Raw genomic sequence first — 18,733 nt, forward strand, 5'->3', positions numbered from 1 at the left:
CGAGCTCAATGGTCTTGATTTTGACCTCGACGTTGTTGAAGGCACCGAGCTGGGCCTGGATGTTCTCCGCAAGCGCCCTGTTCTCGCTGCTGGAGGAGCTGGTGAACGTGAAGGACAGCGGCTTGCCCTCCGCGGCCAGCTCGTCGAAGAGCCGCTGGGCGGTCGCCTTGTCCGTCTTACGCAGCGGCGTCTCCGAGTAGAAGGGGGAGGCGTCGGTGAACAACGTGTCGGCCAGCTGCGCGGTGCCGTTGTAGGCCGCGAGGTTCAGTGCGTCCGAGTCCAGTGCCGCCGCGACCGCCCGACGCGCACGAATGTCGTCGAACGGTGCTCTGCGCATGTTCAGCGCCGCGAAGACGCCGCCGCTGAGCCGCATGACGTTTGTCGACAGACCCGCCTTGGTGGCTTTGTCGAGGTTGATCCAGCTCGAGTCGATGGCCACGTCCGCACCCCCGGTGAGCAGCGTGTTGTAGCGCTGGTTGCCGTCGAGCGCCGCGCGGAGGGTGAGGCGGTCGAGGTAGGGCCGGGGTGCGTCCCAGTAGCGGGGGTTCCTGACGAGCCGGATATCGGCCTGACGGGTCCAGCTCTCCAGGGTGAACGGTCCCGCGCCGATCGGCTTCGCGTCGAAAGCCTGCTGGCCCTTCTGCAGGGCCGCGGGTGAGGCGATCCAGTTCATCGAGGAGGCGAGGACGGACAGGGCGTACCTCGGCACGGGGGTGACCAGGGTGACCTTCAGCGTGACGTCGTCCACCACCTCGGACGATTCGATCGTCGCCGCCTCCGACCGGTGGGCCGAGCCGACGGCCGGGTCCTTGGTTCGGTCCCAGTTGAACTTCACGGCCTCGGTGTTCAGCGGAGTGCCGTCGGAGAACACCAGGCCCGGCCGCAGCTTCAGGGTGAAGGTCTTGCCGTTGTCGGTCGTGGTGAACGACTCGGCCATCGAGTACTGGACCTCGTCTGCCTCATCGTTGGTCATCAGGGTCCCGTACAGGGCATTGCCCAGGAAGCCGCCGGACGCATACGCGTTGCCGAGGATCGCCGGATCCAGAGTGCGCGGATCACTCAGCGTGAGGATCCGGCCTTCGCCGCCCGCCACCGGTTTGGCGGAGGCGCCCGTGGACGGACTGGTATCACCGCCGCCGCCACATGCGGCCAGGAGGAGCGCCACACAGCATGCGACAGCGGTGACGAGTAATCGCGTCTTACGAATCATCAGAGGACCTTTCATCAGTGTTCGGGATCGGTAAAGCGGCACAGGGCCCGGGGACTGGGGGACGGCTGACTCAGGTGGCGCCCGGCTACGGGCGGGTGGTCAGTCGTGCAGAGTGTGGCCGAACTGGTGGCGTGGTCGCCTGTTTCGTTGAGCGCGAACACGGTGAAGGAGATGACGGGGCGCGGGACGAACACCATGTGGAGGGCATCGGTTATCGCATCCTTACCATCGGAGATCATCCCGCCCCAGCTCGGCTGCAGCGGCGGAATGCCCATGCCCAGGGAGCTGAACGGCCCCTCGGCCACGATTGGGGCGGCCATCACGATCGGCCGGTAGGCCCCCAACGGGGGCGACAGGTTGGGCAGGATCTCCCTTGACAGGATCCGCCGGCGGCTCTCGCCCATGTTCCGCTCGGCCATGACGAACTCCCGCGACGACCAGGCGAGGGTGGGACCACCCCGTCACCGGAGCCGGCCAAGCTGCATCGCAAAGACGTAGGTCAACACGGGGCCCGCAATGAAGGCGGGTACCGAGAGGACCCGAGGACAGTGCGGTGATCGCCCGATCGATCGCCGTCCCGGGCCACGTCGCGGACACCACGGCCAGCGCCCCGGCGACGAGGAGAACAAAAACAAGTGCCAACGCCGCCAGTTCCAACATCATCGGCAGCCGCTCGCCGATCGCCTCGACGACGACAGGTTGCCCGGTCACCGGCGAGGCGCCCAGGTCACCGCACACCGCATCCCAGAGCCAGTTCAGGTACTGCGACCACAGCGGTTTGTCCATGCTCAGCTTCGTGTTCAGTGCTGCGATCGCCTCCGGGGTCGCGTTCTCGCCGAGGATGACCGAGACCGCCGAACCTGGCGCCAGGCCCGGCAACGCCACCGCGCCCATGGTGACGAGTAAGATCACCAGTAGGCTCCGCCCGGCTCGTCTCGCAGCAGTGAGCACGACGCAGCTCGCTTCCTTGGTCCTGGAGAGGGCATGACAACGACCGAATCGGTCCGTGCAGCGTCACTAGCAGCGAATACACCGAGATCTCTCAGAGAGGGTTATAGCCGCTGATCATGACGTTGCCAATGTTTACTCGGGAGTAGAACGACTCGCCCCTCGGCCTCGCGCCCCACTCACCCGACCACCACCAACCAGGCCAGGCCCGGCCACCAGCCTCACACAGGGTATTTATACTCAATTATCGTATTAATACTCAATTATCACTCCAATAGAGACATACAGGATATTCCGTCTCGCACCCGGTTGACAGAAATGGCTATAGCGGTTCCACTGACGAGGCCGGGAACCGCACGGTGGAGCGGGCTGATGGGCGAGTTGGGCCTGGTCGGCGCGGTCCGCGGTGACCACAAGCGGCGGACCACGGTGGCGGATCCGGCGGCCGAGCGGCTCGCGAACCTGGTCCGACGCAACTTCGCCGCGGACCGGCCGAACCGGCTGTGGGTAGCCGACAGGTCGCACCGATAATCACAGCTCCGTCCGAGGTTCCGTGTCTAGACGCGACGGTGGCCTACTCGCTGCCCCGCGGGTGAGCGACGGCGAGCACCAGGCCGTCACGGTCGACGACTCGAACCGCGTCGATGGCATCCGCTGGGATCGAGCTCGCTCCGACGACATCAGCCTTCGTTGTCGGCGTCGACGACCAGCTGGCCGCTCGTTCCGTCGTGCCGTCGACGCTGGCGACCTCCAGTGCGAAGGGGCCGCTGCCGGGAAGGCTGTCGAACGCGACGGCCAGCGACGTTCCCCATGGTTTCGTGATGAGCGTGGCGCGACCAGTGATCGCCGTGCCCGTCGCGGCGACGAAGGAGGTGGAGGGCCCACTCGGTGCCCTGGCAAAGGGACTGTTCACGACGAGACCGATTCCGGCGCACAGGACGAGCACAGCAGCGACCGCCGCGAGGCGCCAGGAGCGGGTTAGGCGAACCGACCGTCGTTCGGCGCGCACCCGCTGGAGCAGCTCGTCCAGAGAGGGTTCACCCTCCCCCGCAGTACCCGGCAGACGCCGGAGCAGCGTGGGAACCGACGCCGTCTCGTCGAGTTCGGCACGGCATCCGGCGCAGCCGGCGAGATGGGCTTCGACGGCGTTCCGGTCGTCGACGTCCAGACCGCCCAGGACGAAGGCCCCGAGCAGGAACCGGACCTCGTCGTGCTCGGGTGTCATCGACCGACCCCCATCTCCTCGAAGGCGTCACGCAGCGCGCGGATCGCATAGTAGGCACGGGACTTGACGGTGCCCTCTGGCAGTGCAAGGCGGGCTGCCGCCTCGCGTACCGACCTTCCCTCGTAGTACAGCTCTTGGACGACAGCCCGGTGCGCGGGCGAAATACGACCCAGTGCCTCCGCGACCACCCACTCCTCGATGGCCTGGCTCACGTCGTCGACGGCGGGGGCGGCCGCCACGACCTCGCCGCCGTCGTCGACGAGTGACGGCCGTCGCCGCTCGGCCCGCCAGGCGTCGGTGATGACGTTTCTGGCGATCGTGAACAGGTACGAGCGAACTCCGTCGGGCCGAAGCGACACGTTGCGGGATCGCACGCCGCTGGGCCAGCCCTGACCGCGCAAAGTGAGCAGCAGCTCACCGGTGCCGACCTCGCCGCGGTCATGGCCGGTCGGTGACCCCACATCGACCGGTCCTGATCCGGTCCTGACAAGCTTTCGGACGTTCTGCCCCTACTTGCCGAGGAGCGCCGGCGATGCAGGAACCGACATCGGAGCCCGACGGTACGGACCGGACCAGGCCGGTCTGCGGGAACGAATCCGGTGGCGAGCCGGCGGTGTCCCGTCCGGCCGATGATCCTCCGGGTGGGCCGTCCTTGGCTGAGGTGGAAGATCCGCGTCAGGACCTGTCCTCGCCGCCGGGGACCGACGACGAGACGGGGCGCGGCGGCTACCTGCATCCATCCGAGGGGTATCCGCTCGGCGAGGACGAGCGCGCCCAGCCGTCGGTCGTCCCGCCAGCGAGCCCGGGGCCGGATGCGTCCGATCCTGTCGGCGGGGCCGCCGTGGGCCCGGGATCGGGTCCCAGCCGGCGCCGTAACGTTCTGCTTGTGGTGGCGGCCTGCGTGGCCGCTCTGATCATCGCGGTTCCGGTGGTCGTCTGGACCTCGTCGGGGTCGAACGGTTCGGGGTCGGCGGGTGGAAATCTCCGTGACGCGGACGGGGAGATCGTGGAGGGGCCGAAGGGGGTCCGTCCGGAACAGGACACGGTGGGATCCGCGTCCCAGCAAGTCGGCGTGGCAGGCAGCTCCGTGGCACCGGTCACCCCGGAGGCCGGCGGGGAACCGTCGAGGCAGGTGCCCACCTCGGGTCCCGGTGGTTCGGGGTCCAAGCCCGACGGTTCGGGGTCGCTCGCGCCCGCCGACGCGCCCGCGCCGACGGTTCCGCCCGCGTCCCAGGGTGCGCGGGCCCCCGCGCCTCCGGCCGCGCCGGCTCCCGCTCCGGCACCTGCGCCTACGTCCGCACCCGCACCCGCACCCGCACCGAATCCGAATCCGTACTCGGCGACGCAGGTGTGTGGGTCGGGGTATTCGCAGATCGACCGGCATTCTCTGGCGGGTGACACGGCAGTGATCTATCTGCTGTACAATGGTAGTCGGAACTGTGTGGTGACGTTGAAGTCGGGGTCGGGTGTGGGGGTGGCCGAGTCGATGGGTGCGTGGGTGCAGGTGGAAGGTAGTTCGGCGCGGCAGTCTGATTCGGGCAGTTTTCAGTACTACGCGGGGCCGGTGTACGTATACGCGCCGGGGAAGTGTGTGAAGTGGGGCGGTAGTTACGCTGGCTCGTCCTGGGGGAGCGGCTGGGAGCACTGCGGCTGAGACCGCCACGGCCGGGACTGCAGGCCGACTGGACCCGGACCCATCCGGCCGGCCGGCCTGACCGGACCGCACCCGGTCGTCACAGCCCGATGAGCCGGGCGATCTCACGCATCTGATAGCGAAGTACGTCTCCCTGGCCTCGACGAGGGTGTTCAGCCGGCCGAAGAGCTCGAAGTTCACCGCGCCGAACAGGTGAATCCAACCGATGACGCCCCGCGCCAGCATGGATACGGGCAGCTCGGGGGTTCACCCGGCCGTTCGTCCTCGACTCGACCGCCACCATCGCCGTCTTCGGGCGCACCCCGAGGCCGGTCGACGAGGCGCTCTGCGAGGCGGCGCGGCACCTGCGCTGCTGAGGGCAGCACGCGAAGTCGGGGGGCAACGCCCGCGGATGGCGTGAGCCCCGATCGTGATGTTGGGGTCGTCGGTTGCAGACGGTGGCTCTTTGGAGGGCTTCGCCCCCTGTCTATGGGCGGCGTGAACGGAACGGCCAGGGTCTCCGGCCCTCGGGAGTTACTCAGAACCACGTCTATCCGGTGGAGACGGCAAGTCTCGCCAACGTTCCACCGAGGTTCCACTGCCGTTCAGTCCGAGAGTCGTCATACCTCGGACAACCTCCAGTGGTAGGGGGCGCTGGCACGCCATGCTCGCCGACGCGTCGCCAGCCCGCACCTCGCAAACGTCCTGACTATGGTCGTAGTTCATGGATCGCTTTGCTCCTGAGCGTCATTGGATCGACTGGCACCGGCAGTACGAGGTCACGGGATCGTCTTTGCGTCGCCGCCTCGCTATCGTCCAGCGGCGCATCCGGCAGACGCTGGACAAGCAGCCAAGAGGAGAGATCCGCGTTTTGAGCATGTGCGCCGGCCAAGGCCGCGACATCCTCGGCGTACTGGCTGATCATGAGCGTCGCGACGATGTAGCGGTCAGACTGGCCGAACTCGATCCCGATCTTGCCGCCGACGCCGATCGCCAGGCGCGTTCCGCTGGACTGGAGGGTGTGGAAATCGTAGTGGGCGACGCTTCGAGCACGAGCGTGTACGAGGGTGTCGCCCCGGCAGACCTAGCCCTGGTCTGCGGGGTGTTCGGGAATCTCAGCGACGCGGATGTACGGCACACCGTCGAGCAACTACCGCGACTGCTCCGGCCAGCCGGGACCGTGATCTGGACACGTCATCGCCGTTCACCCGATCTCACTCCCTCTGTGCGGACCTGGTTCGCCGACGCAGGGTTCGAGGAGGTGGGGTTCGACATGGAAGAGGGTTTCCTTATCGGTGTCGGAACCCATCGGCTGGTTGGCCCTACGCTGCCTTACCTGCCGAAGATTCGGCTGTTCGAGTTCATCGGTGATGGCGAAGACGCCCACCGATAGCAAGATTGCGCGCATCGCTCGGAAGGGCCGTCAGGTTTAGCGACCCCTGTAGCAACGGGCACGGACGTCCACAGACAACGGTGGACGTCCGTGGACATGCGGAGCTGTGACAGGACGTATGTCGCTGAGCGTATTCCGTGCCTTCTAAGTACCACGTCCCACCTGCACACCCTGCCGGGCACCCACGTACCCCGTGACCTGCGATTTCAGAGCAGGGACCAGCCAGCCATCCGGCGCACAGCGCTCTGAGACCTGATAACTTGCGTCGCTCGGCCAACTGGCTATGACGCTGGAAGGAGTGTCCGCCCGTCGTCGGACACTCCTATACCAGCTCGTGAGTAGGCCGGCTGCCCGCAGGCGGGGCTGCGGCTACGGGCCCGGGGTGGTGACGGCCTGCGTGATCGGGGCCAGCAGCGCGGCGGCGCGGTCGACGGCGGCCGGGCCAAGCACATCCCACACCGGGCTCGCGAGGCGATCCGTCGTCGCCTCCAACTCGTCGGCAGCGGCCAGGGAGGCCGCGGTCGGCGCGTCCTCGGTGTCGAGCCAGCCACGGGCCCGCAGCCGGTCGGCCGCGGCCGTCCACTCATCCTCGGTCCAGCCCCGGATCCGCTGGTAGAAGGCGCGGTCGGGGCCGCCCCGGCTGGTCCGCCAGACGAGACTCTCCAGGCCGTCGACACCGGCGGTGACCAGCGCGGCGACGTGCCCATCGCCACGGTGCTCCCGCAGGATGGTGGCCGCCTGCCAGACGGTGCCGAGCGGGTCGTCGGGCCAGGGCAGTGCGGCGTTCGCGGCGCCCAGCACCCGGCCGGCGACTGACACGCGCTCGGCCGCCGAGCGCAGCAGCGTGGCCAGTTCAGTCAGCTCGTCCGCGTCGGTCGCCGCGACAAGCGGAGCAAGTGCCGCGCGGGCGCCGTCGAGCCGGACGGCCAGCGCCTTCTCCGGGGGGATCCTGGTCCAGACCTCCGGCAGTACCCTGGCCACCATCACGGGCGAGTACCCGAAGAAGGCCGCGACGACCGGCCCGGCCTCGACCGGCCCCAGCGGTGCCGTCCGGCCGGCGAAGTAGGCCCGCCACGGGCTGCGCAGCCCGGCGTCCGCCCACACCGCCAGACTGGCCGGCGCGGAGAAGCTGACCGCGTGTACCGGTTCGAACAACTGCCACATTCTCCGCGCCACGTTCATCTCGGCCATGGGCCAACACAATCCCGCCCGTCAGGGCGGGGTCAAGAAGTGTGATGCCGGCCCGGGCCCCTCCCGGCCGGCATCACACGGAGTTCAGGACGGGTCCGGTCTCAGAACTTGGCATGGTGCGCCGGTGTCCGCGCCGGCCGGTCGCGCGGCGCCGACGGTCATCACGTGATGACGCCCCGTTGTGCCGGCCGGGTGCCCGACACCCTGCCCCGGACAGCGATCTTCTGGCCACGCCAAGGGCGACGGAGCCTCTCACCGCCAACCAGGAAACCAGGAAACCAGACTGATGTTCTGGTGGTTTCCCTAGCGTGCCGGCGGCGGTCCGCGCGTATGTTCGGCTCTGTCGTTCAGTTTACGGTCCGCCTCGCGCCGAATTTTCCACATCACGGCATAGCGTTCAGGAAGTAACCGGTTTTCCAGTCCATCCAGGGAGCCAGTTGTGACAATCGCGCGGCGAATCGTCGATGTTGACCGGGGGCGGCATGGTATGACGCGCCCGGGTTTCTGGTGGCGTGCCCCGCGCGTGGAGCATGGGCGTCACCCGCGTGAGGGAAGCGACGGGAGAGCACGGGGGCGGGGCGCGGCGGGCCGCGGTGACAGCATTGACGTTCCCATTCGGCCGCTTACTCCGATGGACGCACTCATACTCGGATACCAGCGAGCATTCCCGAAGACGCCGCTGGCGGTCGGCTGCCTGTTGGTCGCCGACGGCCCCGTGCCAGGAGTCCAGGCGTTGCGCGAGCTTGTCGCGGACCGGGCGCACGACTTTCCTTCGCTGACCCATCGGATCGCCTCGGCCGGGCGGGGCCGGCCGGTCTGGGTGGCGGACCCCGATTTCGACCCAGCCCGGCACGTTCACGAGTACCGGCTCCCCGCAGAGTCGGGGCTCGCCGGACTGCGCGAGGCGGTGGGGCGGCTGTCAGCGGTCGAGATCTCGTTGGACGCTCCGCCGTGGCAGCTCTGGTTGCTCCACGGCCCCCGCCGCGACGGCTTCACCCTGCTGTACCGCGCCAGCCACGTGTGGATAGACGGGACGGCACTGAACGTGGTGCTGGAAAAGCTGTTCGGCCTGTCCGACCCAGGATCGGAGCGCGAACCTCTGCGGGTGTCGCGGGATCGCCGGCCCGGCCCCCGAGCCGTCTGTCGGGCCGCCGCTCACTCACTCGGATGGCTTACCCGGACGTCCACGATCGGCCCGCTCTCGGCGGCACCCACGGGATACCCGCACCACACCTGGCTGGAGGTGGACTTGGCCAGGCTACGGGCGATCAGCCGCGCCTACGAGGTGACCGTGAACGACGTCTTCCTGGCCGCGCTCGCCGGCGCTCTGCGTGCCTGGCCCCGCCCCGGCTCCGATCGGCCCGGCCGGCTCCGGGGCCAGATGCACGCCGCGATGCCGGTCAGTACCCGCCGTGCGGCCGAGCGGGACCACATGAGCAACTACCTGACCACCGTACGGATCACGCTGCCTTACGGTGAGGCGTTGGTCCACCGGCGCGTGGAGGCGATCCACCGGCAGACCGTCCGACACAAGCGGGGCGGGACTCCGGGCGTCGCGGAACGTCTCTTCCTCTGGACGATTCCCGCGCCGTTGCGACCGGCCGTGCTGTCCACCGGGATCATGTCCCACGTCTTCGCGCTGACCGCGTCCAACCCGGGCGGACTGTCCGGTCCGCTTGAGATCCTCGGTCGACGAGTCACCGCCGCCGTGCCCACCCCTCCGCTCCCCGCAGGCCAACGCCTGGCGGTCCTGCTCGGCGGGCTCGACGGGCAGGCGTGCATCGGTTTCACGATGGACGGGTCGGTGCGGGACGGGGCGCGGCTGCCGGAACTCGTCGAGGCCGAACTGGACGCGCTCGAGGCAGCGGCCGGCCTCCGCCACGGCCCGGTCCGGAGCCCGGCCGAGACCACGTGTTCGGCTGATCTCGTGGCGACGATGCCGATGGACTCGTCCGTCGACGATGGACTCGTCCGTCGCGGACCTCGCCGACACACGGGTTCGGTGCAGGTCGATCCCTTCCAGGGCCGCCCGATCGTCCAGCGGCCCGGATACCCCGACCGGCACGGTCAGCGCCAGCAGCTCCAGTCGCTTGTACAGCTCCTCGCGCGCCGCGGCCTCGCCACACGTCCCGGCGAGGTTTACCAGCCAGACCAGCCCACTCCCGACATGACACACCGAAGTTGATCATCTTTGTGTGGGACGCGGTCCAGGGCCTTCCGCCGGCACACCCGTCACCTACCAGGCGAGACCGTTGGGGTTGCCCCTGTTCACAGCCGTTGGGAGACGAGAGGTCTGCCCGGAACCGAGGTCGACACGGTAGTAGTCGGCGCCGGCGTCGCTGACCATCAGCAGCTGTCCGCTGGGGTCGAGTGCCAGTGAGCTGGCGTTCCAGCCTGTGGTGAGCGAGTAGTCATGGCTCAGCTCCAGCAGGACGCGCAGTTGACGCCCGGTGGCTGCGTCGAGCTCGATGACGCGTTTCGTCAGGTACGGATTCTGACCGCGCCGGGTGACCACGGCGTAGACGCGGGTGCTGTTCGCATTGAGCGTCAACTCGGACATCGCCTCGAAGGCCGGCTGCGCGCCACTGGTGACGCGGTGAGAGCTGGCGCGCAGGTCACTGCTGCCCTGGCTGGTGTCGAGGATCCATATGCCGTCCTGGTCCGAGGGCTTGTTGCGGAAGGTCTGCGTCTCGCCGCTGTTGACGTTCACGATGGTGATGCCGGCGGTGAGACCCGTCGTGCCCGCGACCATGCCGTCGAGGGCAAGGCGGCTCCCGTCCGGTGACACCGCGAACGCGGTGAACCGCGGTTCCCCGCGGGGGTTGATCGGGGTGAGCGATTCCACCTTTCCGTCCGCGCTGACGACCAGCGCAGCCAAACCTGATCCTGGCTACAGGGAACCGTCAGAGTAACGATCACGGAGGGCCTACGCGCGGGAACGGTCTCGGACGACCCGTCACTCATCGTGCGGAAAATCCAAGGATCACCGCGGTAGCCGACCTGTCGCCATATGCCCGTCCTGCCGCCTGTAACACCCTTGCGCGGCATCCGCGACCTCGAAATAAATGTCATTCTTTAGTCCCTCGCCCGGTCGTCTCGCCGGGCGCCGGCGTCCCACTCGGGCCATAGTTACCTGTAGCGATGGAATGCGCCCGCCAGGTCGTCGATGCTGGAACGAAAGCCGGCGGAGTTGAGGCCAGCGGTGAGTCGGACCGGCGGGGGATCGCGATCAGTACTGCGGGCCCGAAGAACGGAAGGAGCGGAAGGCGATGAGAGCAGTCGTGTGGCACGGCGTGGGCGACATCCGCCTTGACACCGTCACCGAACCGAAGATCGAACAGCCGACCGATGCCGTCGTTCGCATCACCACCGCGGCGATCTGTGGCACGGATCTTCATTTCGTCCGGGGCACAGTACCGGGGATGAAGCCGGGCCTCATCATCGGGCACGAAGGGGTCGGCGTGGTCGAAGAGGTCGGCCGGAGCGTCCGCAACTTCAGGCGCGGCGATCGGGTGCTGCTGTCCGCCGTCCTCGGGTGCGGCTCCTGCACCTACTGCCGCAGCGGCTATTTCGCCCAATGTGACGACATCAACCCGTACGGCCGCAGGACCGGATCCGCCTTCTACGGCGCTCCGAGGGACAATGGCTCGTTCGACGGGTTGCAGGCCGAGTACGCCCGCGTACCCTACGCCCACACCAATCTGTTCCGGCTGCCAGACTCGATCTCCGATGATCAGGCGATCCCGCTGTCGGACATCTACCCCACCGGATACTTCGGCGCGGTCATCGCGGAAGTATCGGATGGCGACGTGGTGGCGGTCTGGGGCTGCGGGCCGGTGGGACAGTTCGCCGTTCTGTCCTCATTCCAGCGCGGCGCCGCGCGGGTGATCGCGATCGATGGTCACGCCGACCGACTCGACCGTGCCCAGGCGCTCGGAGCCGAGGTGGTCAACTTCAACGAAGAGGACCCTGTCGAGGCAATCCTGGATCTGACACGCGGTATCGGTCCCGACCGGGCCATCGACGCCGTGGGGGTGGACGCGGAAAGCCCGAAGTCCGGCCCCGCCGCCGCCCGCGCCCGCGAACAGGACGATCAGCACCGCGAGGAACTGCGTCAGATCGCCCCCGAGACTCACGCGCACAACGGACACTGGAAGCCTGGCGACGCGCCGACGCAGGCCCACTCCTGGGCAGTCGAGAGCCTGGCCAAGGCAGGCACGCTGGGCATCATCGGGGTATATCCGCCGACCGACAGGTTCTTCCCGATCGGCACCGCGATGAACAAGAACCTCACCATCAACATGGGAAACGGCAACCATCCGCGGTACATCCCGAAGCTGCTGGACATGGTGGAGTCGGGAGTGGTGCACCCACAGAAAATGGTCACCCAGCATGAGCCGATGCGGGACGTGCTCGCCGCCTACGAGGAGTTCGACCTGCGCCGTCCTGGCTGGCTCAAGGTGGCCCTGGACCTGACCAGCTAACACGGAAAAGCCGCCGCCACGGGTATGAAAACGGCCGGCGCCGATCGGCGGTGCCCACGGCGCTTCCAAGGGGCGCTGGAGCTGCTCACCCGGTCCTGTCGTCGCTTTCCTGGCGACACCGGTCAGCTCCTGTCAGCCTCGTCGAGAAACTGCGCCCGTGGTGGGCCGTCCGGGGCTCGAACCCGGACGCACCCACCCATGCGGGCGACATCACCCTAAGCGGCCGGACACCCACCGTTCCCTTCCGGTAACTGCCTAGCAGGGCGGTCGACGATTCAGCCGGCCTCGAGAAGGTCCTGGAGCTCGGTGAGGGCGGTCCGCAGATGTCCGGCGAAGGAGTGCATCTGCTCAGCCACCACGCTCGGGGTGCTCAGGTAGACGTTGAAGCGGTCCGGCAGCAGCACGTAGGCGATCCCGATGCACCTGTTACTGGTTGATCCGAATCCGAAGTACTGGATGTGGGTGGACGGCGCCGAGCTCGTGCTCAGGTAGTCGTCCCGGGTGACCAGCCAGCCGGGGGTGTCGAACAGGTCGAGATGCTCGGTGATCCCCAGCTCCTCGCCGCGACGGGCCTGGATGAACTGGAGTTCCCAGAGGTGCTGCTCCGGGGCCCGTCCCGCCTGGCAGTCCCGCGCCCGCGTGACGTGGGCGTCGGCCGCGGCCCGCAGCGCGGCCAGCCGGGTGGCGGCGTCGGCGGCCGGGTCGTCCATCACCCGGACGAACGCCTGGATCTCCGGCGTGATGACCCGCATCGCCTCTGTGCGACCGCGCCGGTACTGCCGGGTCGCGATCGACTCGTAGGTGGCGCCGACCAGGCCCTTCGAGCGGTTGTGCGCCAGCTGGTAGGCGAGCTGGACGAACGCGTCCGGCGAGATCCGCAGGCTCTTCGCCCGGTTGGAGCCGAAGTCGTCGAACGACAGCGTGGCCGTGGCCGTGGCGGCGGCGTAGGCGCTGAACGCTTCGCCCGCGGCAAGCACGTCCGCGCGCAGGTCGTCGTCCAGTGTGAACGTGACCGGCCGGACGGCGGGCACGCCCTGGGAGCGGGCGCCCGACCGGGCCGAGTGCTCGACCGCCGGAGCGCCGAGCATGTCGTCGACCAGGCTCAGCACGGTCGTCCCGTCCAGGCCGCAGTGCTCGATGTTGATACCGGCGCTGCCGTCCGCGAAGACGATGAGGGACACCGACTTGTCGAACCAGCGGTTGCCGCAGTCGCCGTGGAGAAGGTTGTCGCACGCGTCCTTGGCATCGGCGGGCGTGAGGTCGTCGAGGCAGAGGCAGAACAGCGCGGTCTCGACGGTGTCGAGGGCAGTCACGTTGCCCGGGTCGCAGGCGAGCAGCGAGTCCCTGCTCGCCGCCCAGGCCGCACGTGCCTTGGTGGTGAGCCGGCCGACCGACGTCTCCGGAGCGGCGCGCTCCGCCCCCGCCTTCAGGATCGCGTCCAGGCCGCCCTCGAGATCGTCGAGCGTGTGCGGATGCCCCTCGGGGCCCACCACGTCCATCCGGAACAGGTGGCCGCGGTGGAGGACGACGATGTGGCGTGCGGTGGAGGGGCCCGGTGACGGCTCGCTGTACGGGGTGCGGACGGTGTCCTGCACCTGCCCGGGGATACGGGTCGTAGAGAACAGGAACCGGTTCTGGTCCATCGACAGCGCCTGGCCGCGCTGGATGATCGGCTCGATCGCCTCCGCGTCGAGGCGCAGCTTGTAGTCCAGCGCCGAGGCGATCAGCCCCGCGGCCCGGGCTGTCTGACCGGCGTCGGACTCCTCGAAGAGGAAGATGAAGTTCGCGTTGAGGGCGATGCGGTCACGCCGCCCCAGGTAGCGCGAGGCCCAGAAGGCGTCGAGCCAGCTGTGCACGCCGGGGGTGGCGTCGTAGCGCTCCAGCTCGGCGTGCAGGGCACGGCCCGGACCGCCTGGGCGGGCGAACGCGGCGAGCGCCGTCTCGGTGGCTGCCAGCTCGTCCGGGGTCAGCAACGGTGAGCACCACTGCAGGAACCGGGCGCAGGTGTCGTCCAGAGTGGGCAGCGGCACCCGCGGGAGCCGGTCGTCGTTGACGAACGTACCGGTGTTCGACCATTGCGGTCCGGCCTCGGATGCCACGGGGCTCGGCTGCCGGAGGCCAGCTGCCGTGGCCTCGGGCGCGTCGCTGCTCGGTGACGGGGCGTTCGGCGTCATTCGTGACCTCGGGGGGCGTGGGACGGGTGGCCCGACGGCCGTCGGGCTCCTGCTGATGACGGAACTGGCGCCGGGGATGCCCGGAGTGCCGGTACTCGCGATACTCGCGGCAGAAGTGCTGGCGGTAGCCGCGGCGGAGGCGGAGGCGGTAGTCGCGGCGGAGGCGCTGGCGGCGTGTGCGGCGAAGCTGCCGCGGGGGCGTGACACGTACAGCTGGGCGTACATCCAACCGTCGCTCTCCAGGCCGTGCGGGTCGATGCCCACCGTGGCGAGACTGTCCAGCACGAGCTGCTGTTCCTGCGCCGAGGCGAATCTGCGCTGGCGGAACATGCGGTCGAGCCTGACGGTCTCGTATCCCCTCTCCGCGAGGCTCGCCCCGATGGCGTCGAACGGGAACATCCGCAGTACGAAGTGCGCCATCCACGGTCGCTTTCCGTCAGCCGCCTCGATGGCGTCGAGAACCCGGGAGATGGTTCGTTCGCCAACATAGCCGAGACAGCCGGTCGAGATGACGAGATCGGTGCCGGCAAGCTGCCGTCGCTGCCGTTCGGTGGGATCCGCGGCCTCCAGGTCGGCGTGCACGGCATCGTCGAGAAAGCCTGCCGCGAGAGCGTAGGAGAGGGCCTCGTTCGACACGTCGAGACCCACGAACACCGCGCCGGTCGGCAGGGAGCCACCCGAACGCCCGTTGGAGCTCAGAGGCCCGGAAGTGGGTGGCGGGGACACTCTGGTGGAACGGACAAGTTCGCGGTCGCGGGCCAGCAGCTCGTCACGGGTGTAGCCGTGGGCCTCGGGTGCACCGTAGCGCTCGTACAGGTGCTCGAGGGTAACCCCGCAGCGCAGCAGTGCCGCGTTGATCCCGTAGGACGAACCGATGTCGAGGATCTTCAGTGGCGACGGGTGACGGCCGGGAGGATCGCCGGGCATCGGGCGGCCTGCTGCCCGGTAGTCGGCCACGGTCTCGACGAAGTACGGCCTGGCGATTTGGGGGACCTGATAGGCGAGCGTACGCAGCGTCGTGAAATATGCCCGTGGATCAGGCTGGTCGTAGATGTGATCCAGTGAGACTTTGCCAGTGGCATCGAAATGCACAGGTCAGGCTCCTGCAGGTCATGGTCGGGACCGGACTCGCCCTCGCGAGGCCGGCTCTGGGATACCAGTTCCCATGAACGCGGACCAGCCGATCAGCACGCCGACGCCGCGCCGGCGGGTCGAGGGCCACGGGCGTGGTCGGCCTGCGCGATCGGACCGCCGGCTCAATCGCCGGCTCAGTCGAGCAGGCTGTCGCCCCGTACGCGAGCCGCCTGCCCGGCGGCCTCGAGATGTTCGGGCAGTACCCGGCCGAACAGCTGCCTCGTGCGCGCTACGCTACCGATGACACCGGGACGCTCGCAGTAGGCGAAGATCGCCGAATGACGGGCGGTGCCCCCCTGCACCGGGCTGACCCGGTGCAGCGAGAAGCGACCCCGGAACAGCTGGAGATCGCCGGGACGGAGCATGAGGCGCCGTGTCCGCCGGTCATCCCGACCGGTGAGGACGTCACACACGGCCTCGAGGTTCTCGGCCTCGGCGGACCGGATGTCGGGACAGTACTCGAAGACCCCGCCTGCCTCCGACTCCTGGATCAGCAGGCTCAGCGAGAACTCGTTGGTGTCGAAGTGCCAGGGGTGCTCGTCTCCGGGCCGGATGACGTTGAGGCACAGCTGGGCCAGCGGGTCCGCCAGCTCGTACAGGCGACCAAGCCCGCAGCAGGCAGCCACGAACCGCCGAAACGACTCGTTGGAATACAACCGCCGTATGCCCACACCGTCGGGGACGAGATCGGCCGCGACGAACGCGTTTCCGCGCCGCATGGTGATACGCCCGGGATGACCTTCGGGAAGCGGCGTCCCCATGTCGATGTTGTATGCGTTGACCGTCTCGGCCTGGTAGTACGCCGACGGAGCAAGCTCAGCGCATTCGGCGCGCAGGGCCTCACGGGCATCGGGGCGAACGAATTCAGCGAGGACGCTGCAACCCGTTGCCTCCAGCTCTCGACGGACTCTGGCCGCCAGGTCGTGCCAGGCCGCACTCGCCGGATGCGCGAGAGGATAACGGTCGGTGTCGACCAGGTCATCCAGACCATCGAGCGCGGTGGCGACGCTGGGTCCACTGGAGCACCCAGGTCCGCCGGGGCTTTCACGCACGGCGACGTATCCAGCTGCGGTGGCGCGCCCAGGCCCGATGACACGTTGAGGAACACTGACACGTTCAGCAGCAGTGACGCTGTTGGGCACGGCGCTGTCCACGGGCCCGGGCATACCCGGCAGAAGGCCCTGGCCCGTGGATCCCGCCGCATCATCGCCGCAGGTCAGAAGGCTGTCTGATCCAGCAGGGCAGGCCGCACCGCGCGCTGCAGCAGTTCTCGAGCGGCTCACGAGATCCTCCCTACGCCGGGCGTGCGCACCTCACCATGGCGCGCCTGACTGGGTTTCCGAACATTCTTGCCTCGGCTACCAGCACATGAACATGCCTGTGATATCCGACACTTTCATGTTCTTTCTACGCTCAGGGCTGGTAATCGGGCTTCCTTCTCAGTGCCAATTTCCTCCCTTCCGGACGTGTGGGATGCCAGACCTGGACCGTCGGCGTTGAGTCGGGCTTTCAGGCGCAATGCCGTTGAGTTGCGGGTCTGACAGGGGTCCGACCGCCCGGATGATCTGCACAGTTTCGGCCGGGCGGCGGATGGGTGGAGGAGGCCGTGGTCGTTGGGGGTTCCACGACAGGAAACGGGACATCTTCCGTTTGGCCTGCCGGACCACGCAGCGGAGCCGACGCACAGGGTTGATCTCTTCCTGAAGCTCACGGGTAAGGTGAGCGAGTTCAGCCGTGAGATGATCAGAGGGGAAAGCCCCGGGCACAGGGGCGACACTGCGCCAGGCCACCCGTAGGGCGGCCGCGGCGGACGCCCTGGCGGGATCCAGCGGCTCGCCGCGGTTCACCACCGCGGCGTGCATCAGGACCCGCAGCCCGCGGTGTAGACCGCCAGGTGCGCGAAGATCTCCTGGAACACCAGCTCCGGGCTCTTGCTCCCAGCTGCAGCGGGCACGCGCCGACCGGCGCCGGACCGCACGGCGTAGCGGCATCCAGAAGCGGCGCAGGTTGTCCGGTTCGATCGGAGTCCCGATCTTCGTCGTGAACACGTGGCCGGTCTGCACTCAGGCGTCACCGGCAGCGTGCGTTCGGAGTCCTCCGTCTTCGGCGGGCACAGCCGCAGCTCCCCGCCGACCCGCAGCAGCGTGTGACGAACGGTCAGCGTCTCCCGCTCGGAGTCGAGGTCCGACCACTGGAGACCGAGCAGCTCCCCGCGCCTCATCCCGAGGGACAGCGCCAGGACCAGCAGCGCGTACAACCCGTCGAGGAGCTGATGCGCCTGCTCGACGGTCAGACCGCGGTCGACGTTGTAGCGCGGAGTCGAGACCTGCACCAGCTTCGCGACGTTCCGCCGGACCAGCTCCTCCCGCACCGCCGCCTGGAGCGCGTTACGCAACACCGCATGCACGACCTGAACCTGACGCTTCGACGGCAGCCGCCGGCAGCACCGGCCGACCGCACAGCAACGCCGCTCCCCCTCCGGTCGTGCCTTGTCCACCCCCCGCACGCAGCACCGGCAGGTGCTCTCCGTCCGCCGGACGAACTGCCGAACGTCCGCGCCGGTCAACCTGTTCAGCCGCTTCCTCCCGAGACCCGGGACGAGGTAGATCCGAACCGCCTTCTCATAGGTCACGTACGTGTTCGGCTGACGGTTCGGTTTCACCGTCTGAGCAAGCCACACCGTCAGGTACCACTCGACCGTCCACCCCGTGGCATCCGCCGGGATTCCCTGATCCGAGTTGGCCTGAAGCTCGGTCAGCCTGCCGCGGACGATCTCCTCCGACTTGCCGTAGACCGGCCGCCGCTTCGTCGTGCCATCCGGCCTCAGGACGTAGGCCGCGCCGCCAACAGAGCCCGAGACTGCCGAAATACTCGTTTTATGATCAAGCAGCGGTGCGGACCGCACCGCGAGGTCCGAGATCTCGGAAGCCTCGCCGGCAGTACGGTCGGGGGAACCAGCTGGAGCACGCTACGGCAGAAGTCGAGCGGCGCGCGGTGCACGCCGGTGGGCGGCCGGAGAATGAGAGCAGAGGGCACGCCAGTGCACTGCCGGGAGACAGCGCCAGGGCGCCGCGCTCCCCGGGCAGCCCGACCCGCAGCCTGCCAGCGGCGAGACCGTCTGTGGCCGATCCACACACCCGAATCTGGGTCCTGTGTGGAACTACGAGAGCGAACCCCGCTATTCCGGACTTTCCTGACGAGAGTAGACGCCGAGAGACGAACGGGGCCGACTTCGTAAGGTAAAGGTTAGGGGCTCGAGTCCTCGTCTCCGACGTCACCTTTAGGTCCTTCCTTTTCTTCCTCTCCGTCGATCAAGGGTGAAGCGGGGTGTCGACGTGACC

Annotated in this window: 13 protein-coding genes and 1 pseudogene; 4 read left to right on the forward strand and 10 right to left on the reverse strand. The window is 68.3% G+C overall.

Annotated elements, in window-relative coordinates; genetic code table 11:
• From E0504_RS41240 to E0504_RS52815, 3 genes and pseudogenes are all read right to left on the reverse strand, one after another.
• Window positions 1–1,210, reverse strand: a 1,210-nt coding sequence (locus tag E0504_RS41240) for an ABC transporter substrate-binding protein (protein WP_243657852.1), incomplete at its 3' end; no start/stop codon positions are given.
• A gap of 14 nt (window positions 1,211–1,224) precedes the next feature.
• On the reverse strand, window positions 1,225–1,629 hold the full coding sequence (locus E0504_RS41245; RefSeq protein ID WP_112109172.1) for a hypothetical protein: 405 nt from the start codon (window positions 1,627–1,629) through the stop codon (window positions 1,225–1,227).
• Window positions 1,630–1,996: 367 nt separating this feature from the next.
• A pseudogene (locus tag E0504_RS52815) lies at window positions 1,997–2,104 on the reverse strand (ABC transporter permease); the annotation flags it as partial.
• Window positions 2,105–2,530: 426 nt separating this feature from the next.
• On the opposite strand from E0504_RS52815, the gene E0504_RS50840 reads away from it, so the two are divergent.
• On the forward strand, window positions 2,531–2,689 hold the full coding sequence (locus E0504_RS50840; RefSeq protein WP_160144374.1) for a hypothetical protein: 159 nt from the start codon (window positions 2,531–2,533) through the stop codon (window positions 2,687–2,689).
• Window positions 2,690–2,732: 43 nt separating this feature from the next.
• Here the strand turns inward: E0504_RS50840 and E0504_RS41255 are convergent, their stop codons facing one another.
• Together E0504_RS41255 and E0504_RS41260 are read right to left on the reverse strand one after the other, a co-directional pair.
• Entirely contained in the window at window positions 2,733–3,383 is a 651-nt protein-coding gene (locus E0504_RS41255; RefSeq protein ID WP_112109173.1) for an anti-sigma factor, read from the reverse strand.
• Window positions 3,380–3,844: a sigma-70 family RNA polymerase sigma factor gene (locus tag E0504_RS41260; protein WP_112109174.1), complete on the reverse strand. Its 465-nt coding sequence runs from the start codon at window positions 3,842–3,844 to the stop codon at window positions 3,380–3,382. The genes E0504_RS41255 and E0504_RS41260 overlap by 4 nt, the downstream gene beginning before the upstream one ends.
• A gap of 1,896 nt (window positions 3,845–5,740) precedes the next feature.
• On the opposite strand from E0504_RS41260, the gene E0504_RS41275 reads away from it, so the two are divergent.
• Entirely contained in the window at window positions 5,741–6,409 is a 669-nt protein-coding gene (locus tag E0504_RS41275) for a class I SAM-dependent methyltransferase family protein (protein ID WP_131627071.1), read from the forward strand.
• A gap of 369 nt (window positions 6,410–6,778) precedes the next feature.
• On the opposite strand, the gene E0504_RS41280 is transcribed toward E0504_RS41275, so the two are convergent.
• Entirely contained in the window at window positions 6,779–7,600 is an 822-nt protein-coding gene (locus E0504_RS41280) for a hypothetical protein (RefSeq protein WP_112109177.1), read from the reverse strand.
• A gap of 631 nt (window positions 7,601–8,231) precedes the next feature.
• Here E0504_RS41280 and E0504_RS41285 point away from each other — a divergent pair.
• Entirely contained in the window at window positions 8,232–9,785 is a 1,554-nt protein-coding gene (locus E0504_RS41285; protein ID WP_235015017.1) for a wax ester/triacylglycerol synthase domain-containing protein, read from the forward strand.
• 51 nt (window positions 9,786–9,836) lie between these two features.
• On the opposite strand, the gene E0504_RS41290 is transcribed toward E0504_RS41285, so the two are convergent.
• Complete coding sequence (locus E0504_RS41290; protein ID WP_112109178.1) at window positions 9,837–10,478, reverse strand: hypothetical protein; 642 nt, start codon at window positions 10,476–10,478, stop codon at window positions 9,837–9,839.
• Window positions 10,479–10,869: 391 nt separating this feature from the next.
• Here E0504_RS41290 and E0504_RS41295 point away from each other — a divergent pair, with 391 nt between their 5' ends.
• Window positions 10,870–12,084, forward strand: coding sequence for a zinc-dependent alcohol dehydrogenase (locus E0504_RS41295; RefSeq protein ID WP_112109179.1), 1,215 nt, complete (start codon window positions 10,870–10,872; stop codon window positions 12,082–12,084).
• A gap of 275 nt (window positions 12,085–12,359) precedes the next feature.
• Here the strand turns inward: E0504_RS41295 and E0504_RS41300 are convergent, their stop codons facing one another.
• The 3 genes from E0504_RS41300 to xerC all read right to left on the reverse strand — a co-directional run bounded on the left by E0504_RS41300 (window position 12,360) and on the right by xerC (window position 18,282).
• Entirely contained in the window at window positions 12,360–14,258 is a 1,899-nt protein-coding gene (locus E0504_RS41300; RefSeq protein ID WP_131627081.1) for a choline/carnitine O-acyltransferase, read from the reverse strand.
• 1,268 nt (window positions 14,259–15,526) lie between these two features.
• Window positions 15,527–16,444: a hypothetical protein gene (locus E0504_RS41305; RefSeq protein ID WP_207974667.1), complete on the reverse strand. Its 918-nt coding sequence runs from the start codon at window positions 16,442–16,444 to the stop codon at window positions 15,527–15,529.
• 809 nt (window positions 16,445–17,253) lie between these two features.
• Entirely contained in the window at window positions 17,254–18,282 is a 1,029-nt protein-coding gene (gene xerC / locus E0504_RS41310) for a tyrosine recombinase XerC (RefSeq protein WP_373693992.1), read from the reverse strand.
• Window positions 18,283–18,733 lie beyond the last annotated feature (451 nt).

The organism is Parafrankia sp. BMG5.11 (assembly GCF_004337455.1).

Bases quoted from the DNA above. Each gene is read 5' to 3' on its own strand.
- E0504_RS41245 (WP_112109172.1), bottom strand. From the start codon at position 1,629: ATGGCCGAGCGGAACATGGGCGAGAGCCGCCGGCGGATCCTGTCAAGG.
- E0504_RS50840 (WP_160144374.1), top strand. From the start codon at position 2,531: ATGGGCGAGTTGGGCCTGGTCGGCGCGGTCCGCGGTGACCACAAGCGG.
- E0504_RS41255 (WP_112109173.1), bottom strand. From the start codon at position 3,383: ATGACACCCGAGCACGACGAGGTCCGGTTCCTGCTCGGGGCCTTCGTC.
- E0504_RS41275 (WP_131627071.1), top strand. From the start codon at position 5,741: ATGGATCGCTTTGCTCCTGAGCGTCATTGGATCGACTGGCACCGGCAG.
- E0504_RS41280 (WP_112109177.1), bottom strand. From the start codon at position 7,600: ATGGCCGAGATGAACGTGGCGCGGAGAATGTGGCAGTTGTTCGAACCG.
- E0504_RS41285 (WP_235015017.1), top strand. From the start codon at position 8,232: ATGGACGCACTCATACTCGGATACCAGCGAGCATTCCCGAAGACGCCG.
- E0504_RS41295 (WP_112109179.1), top strand. From the start codon at position 10,870: ATGAGAGCAGTCGTGTGGCACGGCGTGGGCGACATCCGCCTTGACACC.
- E0504_RS41300 (WP_131627081.1), bottom strand. From the start codon at position 14,258: ATGACGCCGAACGCCCCGTCACCGAGCAGCGACGCGCCCGAGGCCACG.